At 60.0% G+C, this 5,621-nt stretch carries 5 protein-coding genes; 1 reads left to right on the top strand and 4 read right to left on the bottom strand.

Translation table 11 applies throughout. From position 1 onward, the window contains the following. On the bottom strand, positions 1–856 hold an 856-nt coding region (locus tag ABX749_RS19565), incomplete at its 3' end, for an HAD-IIB family hydrolase (RefSeq protein ID WP_372897448.1). Positions 857–1,134: 278 nt separating this feature from the next. Between ABX749_RS19565 and ABX749_RS19560 the strand changes: the two genes are divergently transcribed. Beyond that, a complete protein-coding gene (locus tag ABX749_RS19560; protein WP_372897447.1) occupies positions 1,135–1,440 on the top strand; it encodes a hypothetical protein in 306 nt (101 codons plus the stop codon). Positions 1,441–1,481: 41 nt separating this feature from the next. On the opposite strand, the gene ABX749_RS19555 is transcribed toward ABX749_RS19560, so the two are convergent. The 3 genes from ABX749_RS19555 to ABX749_RS19545 form a co-directional block, all read right to left on the bottom strand. After that, on the bottom strand, positions 1,482–2,066 hold the full coding sequence (locus tag ABX749_RS19555; protein ID WP_372897446.1) for a DUF922 domain-containing protein: 585 nt from the start codon (positions 2,064–2,066) through the stop codon (positions 1,482–1,484). A 113-nt stretch (positions 2,067–2,179) separates the two neighbouring features. After that, positions 2,180–5,011, bottom strand: coding sequence for a serine hydrolase (locus ABX749_RS19550; protein WP_372897445.1), 2,832 nt, complete (start codon positions 5,009–5,011; stop codon positions 2,180–2,182). A gap of 69 nt (positions 5,012–5,080) precedes the next feature. Continuing rightward, the coding region (locus tag ABX749_RS19545) for a carbohydrate-binding family 9-like protein (RefSeq protein WP_372897444.1) at positions 5,081–5,621 on the bottom strand (541 nt) is incomplete at its 5' end.

Genomic DNA, 5,621 nt, shown 5'->3' with positions numbered 1-5,621 from the left:
TCGCGTCGCGTTCCAGCCGTGTTAGCAGTTGCGAAACGGCTTCGGCCCAGCCGGCGGCACCCTGCGCGGTGGCAACGATCCCCCGGCCGGCGGCCACGTGGACTCCCAGTCCGGAAGGAGTCGGGATGCCGATCGGCACATCGGCCAAATCCAGCATGCTCTGGTCGATCGGACTGTCACCGATCGCTGCGAGAATCGGTGGACCGGTGCGCTGCGACGATGGATCGGAGTGCGCCTCTTGATCGGAGTGCGCCTCTTGATCGGAGTGTGACAGACGCTGTGCGACCGTCTGCATCGCCCGCCCCTTGCTGGTCTGGCCGGCGACGTGCCAAAAACGACCACCGCGGGTCAGGGTGAGCTGGTGATCACGCAACGCTTGTTCGAACTTGGCTCGCTGATCGTCGCTGTCGTCCCAAAGCAGCGGCTCGGTTCCTTGACGCGCCAACGCCATGCGGGCGCTGTCGTCGGGCAATTGGGTTTCCGCAGCGACGCCGGCGAGCCCCAGGTCGGCAAACGAGCGGAAGCGATACTGGTGCTTCAGCGACTTCAGCACCTCCAGAATGTGATCTCGCGACGCACCGATGATTTCAACGTCGCCGGGCGTTGGGCCGGCTTCGCCGCCCCAGCAGATCACGGAGCCGTTTTCGGAGATAAACGGATAGTCGGCCAACCCCAGTTGCCGGGCCAGTTGGCTCATCTCCGGCACCGTCTTGCTGGAGTTCATGACCACGGGGATCTGGCGATCGCGCAACGTTTGCAACGTCGCTGCCGCCGGGGACCAGTCGTAGTCGTGCTTGTTGAGCAAGCATCCATCGAGGTCCGTAAACAGAATCAGCGGTGACGCGGTTGGCAGCATGACGCCAAGTTTATGGAATCGGCGATGCCGTCGCCACCGCGTCTGCGGGCCGGGCGGGTTCGCTGACCTCGTGGAACGCTAAGGGGAAAGTTGTCCTTGCTGTGGCGGGAATCCGCCATCGTGAAAAAATCTCTGGCGGGTTTCGTGGCGACGTTTTGATCTACCAAGAGATCCCTTTCCGGAGCGGCGGACCGGTCGGGGAAACAGAAGATCGCTGCACCTTGGACGCACGCGATCCTGTTTTATTGACGCCAAATTGACGCCGAATCAGTTGGGCTATGTCGATCTACCATGTCATCGATTGTCGGAGAATTGAACGTGCCGCCGGCAGCGGATGTGTTGTCGCAATCATCAACTGGGACGATGGGCGATCCATCCTCGTCCGCCAGACACTCGACGAGGACGGCGTCTATTCCTGGGACCGGATCATGATGTACGGCATTCGCTCGACCGATACGCTTGATTCGTTGATGCCGACGATCGATCGTTTCTTTGACAGCAGTGACGTGAACCGCCGGATGATGGTTTCTTCGGCACAACTCAGGCGTGAGCTGCTTGTCGCGACCGGTCATCTGACGGGCTGAAGCTCGATCGAGCGAACTCGCTGTTGCCCCGACGGGCGACGTCAGGGTTTGATCCCATGCTTGGCCAAGACGTCCAGCAGCGGAATCTTGTAGGCTTTTCCGTCCGGGGCAAACACGGCGGGGCTGCGCGGTGTCGTGAAGGCCTCCTTGATCATTCGATTCCACTTGTCCTGGCCCGTCGCGCTTTCCCCGTGGTCGGACTCGGTCGGCAAGTCGTACTTGTCCATCAACTTCTTTTCCACTCCGTTGTACTTCGCGAGAATCGGGCGAACGTCGTTGTTTAACTCCGCCTGGTTTTTGTAGGTATTCCCTTTCAGCTGCATCAAATCGATGAACAGGTCGCGGGCCAGCAAGGCGACAATGTCATAGTGTCCCTGTTCGTGTTTCAAGATCTGGTCGGGCGTGCGATTCTTCTTCTGATTGATCTCGTCCATCTTCTTCCAGCTCTTCGATGCATTGAACGTGACCGTCACGTTGATGTTGTCGTGGACCAGTGACGAGAGCAGGATGTTCGGAACGGAAAACGAAGTGCTCGTGAACGCGAGGTGGTGGCTGCCGGCGTCTGGCGTGCCAACGAAATCGGACCACCTGAGAGTCTTGAAAAGGCCGGTAAGCTTTGACGGCATCGGAGTGTCTCCAATAGAGGGTTGCGGGTCACGAATGCGACCGTCGCAGCTACGATTATCGTTCCGGCGGCAAAATAGTTGTGCGGAAAAGAGGACGGAAATTTCTGCCCGGGTCAGTCCGTCTGATCCGCCGGCCAGTCGGTCACTGCGTCGGCAGCCTGGTGCAACAGCCGGTCGATCGCCGATCCCAGATGCGACGCAGAGGGGCTGACCCGGGCATTGAGCAACGCGATCAAGTTCTTGCCGTCATGGCGGCGGATCATGATCGTGGCGGTGCCGTCCAGCGAACCGGTGTGCCAGTGGTTTACCTTGCCGGGCCCCACCGTTCGGTTGCTCCATCCCAGCGAATAGTAACGCGACTTTTCCTTTCCGTCCGCATCGTGCCCGGCGAGTCCCGGCGGGCGCCGATCCATCCACTTGATCGATTCTCGGCTCAAGATCGGGCACTGGTCCGGATCGTCAAACGCGGCGGCAAACTTCGCCAAGTCGGACGCCGATGCGATCCATCCGCCATGCGAATCCATCGCCTGCAAATACCAAGCGCCGTAAGGCCGCGGCACTTCTTCGCCGCGATCCGATGCGAACACCGATTTGCCGGTGCCGGGCTGATAGTACCGCACTTCGTTCTCAGCCCGCCCTTCCAGTCGCGTCGCCCCGATCCGCATGGTCGTCACGCCGAGCGGAGCCAAAACGTGCTGTTGAACGTAGGCTTCGTAGCCCTGGTTGGTTAGCGTTTCGATCACCCGGCCCAGCAAGCAATAACCGAAATTGGAGTAGGCGTATCGCTGTCCGGGATCGAAGTCGAGCGGCTGGGACAGCATCGCTTTGATGACCGATTGCTGATCCGCCGGTGGCTCCGTTCCGACTTGATCGGCGAACCGAGTGGATCGAAACATGGCGTCAAAGGACACATCGCGGTCCCAGCCGCCGCGATGTTCCAACAGATGGCGAATCGTGATGTCACGTAGCCGCTCGTCGAATTCCTCCGTCGACGCGATGTCCGATTCATAGTCCAGCACGTCAAAGACCTTGTCATCGAGCGTCACTTTTCCCTGCTCGATCAGTTGCAACACGGCGACGGCGGTGATCGGTTTCGACAAACTGGCGATTCGAAACAGACTGTCCGGTTGGACTTGCTGCTGCTGGGCGATGTCGGCGTAGCCGTAGCCTCGGGCAAAGACGACCTTGCCGCGATCGGTCACGGCGATCGAAGCCCCGGGGACGCGGTGCTCGGTCATGAAGTCGCGCATCATTCGATCGTAGCTGGCGAACCGTTCGTCCGCCTCGCCGGAGGCAACATTCGCCGGTGCTGCGGACTGGCGATAACCCGGCCCTCGCAGGACACGCCCGGGACGTGCATCGGTCTGTTCGCCATCGTTCAACACCAGGCGTCCGTTGACGATCACAAACTTCATCCCCTCGGACAACGCATGGGGATTCGCGAAATCCGCACGGTCGGCCAGATTCTGGTAGTCGAACACGATCACATCGGCCGCCAAGCCGACGTTGATTCGGCCGCGGTCGTACGCCATCACATCATTGGCGGCGACGGCACTGGCCTGGGCAATGGCCCGTTCCAGAGAGATCGCTCCCAGATCGCGAACGTAACGCGACAGCAGTCGCGGGAAGGAGCCGAACGCCCTGGGGTGGGACGCCGACCGGCTTCCTCCGGCCGGGCCGACGTCGGTGCAAAAAGAAACAAACTCCTGTTGCATGGCAAGGATCTTGTTCGCGTCGGTCATCGTCTCGGGAAGTGCGAATGCGCCTTGACGCACCAGTTGAAAGAACGTGTCCCAAGGGTCCTCGTCGCACGCGCGAGCGATTTCGGCGACGGATTTTCCATCATGTTTCGCGTAACGTGGATCGTTGCTGCGTCCGATGACGATTCGCCCCCAGTCGTTTCCGGCATGGCGAAACCAGTTTTCCCAGCCCTCGGTCGTTTCCATTTCTTCCTTGATCTCCGCGCGAAATTCGGGATCGTCCAGTCGCCGGATCAGCCGATCACGACCCTCGGAAAAATGACGGGGATGAATCAACGCCGCGATGCCCAGACCGTTGTTGACGTAGGGATAGATGTCCGCCGTCACCTGCTGTCCGCTCGACCGCGCTGCCTTGATCGTCGCAATCGCCAGTGGCATCTTGCCCCAATTCTGCTTGCCGGCTGCTTTGAGGTGAAAGATGTGGACGGGAGTGTTTGCCTGGCGACCGATATCGAGTGCCTCGTCGATCGCTTCGAGCAACCGGTCGCCTTCGTTTCGCATGTGCGTGTAATAACCGCCGCCGTATTCTCCTGCCGCAGCGGCCAACATCGCAATTTCTTTGGTGCGGGCGTACACGGCCGGCGGATAGATCAACGCAGTCGACACCCCGATGGCACCGGCTTGCATGGCCTCGCGAACCAAGGCCTGCATCTGCTCCATTTCCTGATCGCTGGGGCGTCGCTCGACATCGCCGACGACGATGCGACGGACCTGGGTGTGCCCGATGGTTTGGACGACGTTGACGGGCATTCCTTTCGATTCGAGCAGGGTGAAGTACTCGGCCATCGTCGTGTAACCCTTGCGCCGTCCCTCTTCCTGGCCCAACGGTGCCGCCGATCCGCCTTCACCGGCATTGATCGTCGTGATTCCCTGGGTCAGCAAATTGATCGCCGTCTTCGGATCTTCGATCATCGGCGATGCCGTTTGACCCATCATGTCGATCAGACCCGGCGCGACGATCAGCCCCCGGGCATCGATCAATTCCCTCGCTTCGTCGTCGGGAATGCTGCCGATCCGCACGATCTTGCCGTCATCGATGCCGACATCCGCCTGGTACCACGGCGCTCCCGATCCGTCGACGATCTTGCCGTTCTTGATGACGATGTCGAATTCTGGTTCGTCGGCGCCGCCGACGGACAGCGTCGCGACGAAAAGTGCTGTGAACAGAGCCAATGATCGGGACATTCCGTTCGCCCATTCTCTCGGTGGCGGGTGGATTTCAAATGACAGATGACCGGGGCAGGTCAAGACGCCCTACTGGAAGACCAGGGTGCCGAACTTCTTAAACTCGTGAAAGCTTTCACCGACCCGGGCCCAATCCCATTGCGTGGTTTTTTGGCCGTCGTAATCGACGCGATAGAAGTTTGCCCGCCAACGGGTCCCCGCTTCGGGCGGCAGATTTCGTAGCGGCTTGAGCAACGCGTAGGGGATGAAGACTTCGGCGCGCCAGCCGGTGACAGTGGCCATCGACTCGTTTTTTCCGCCGCTGGCTGATACGGCTTTCTGGATCTTTCGATCGCCCTCATAGTGCCACGGCCGCCAGCCGAGAAAACGGCCGTCCAGGTTGGGAATCAGAAGGGGAAGCTCGAAGCCGAGCGGGGAGATTTCATACTCGAAATATACCGGATTCTCTTCGTGGGGCCAAAAGAAACACTCGTAGACGTCTTCGTTCCAGAGGTCCATAAAGTCTTCGTTCATGGTCGCGGTCAGCGTTTGATCGCTGCCGTCAAACAGCACGTAGACTCCGGTTGCGGAGTACAGCATCTTGATCCGCGACGTGTAGTCATGGCTTCCC

The organism is Stieleria sp. (genome assembly GCF_041595215.1).
GTDB classification, from domain to species: domain Bacteria; phylum Planctomycetota; class Planctomycetia; order Pirellulales; family Pirellulaceae; genus Stieleria; species Stieleria magnilauensis.
The sequence above is the reverse complement of the archived record's forward strand: the minus strand, read 5'-3'. Positions and strand labels throughout refer to the sequence as shown.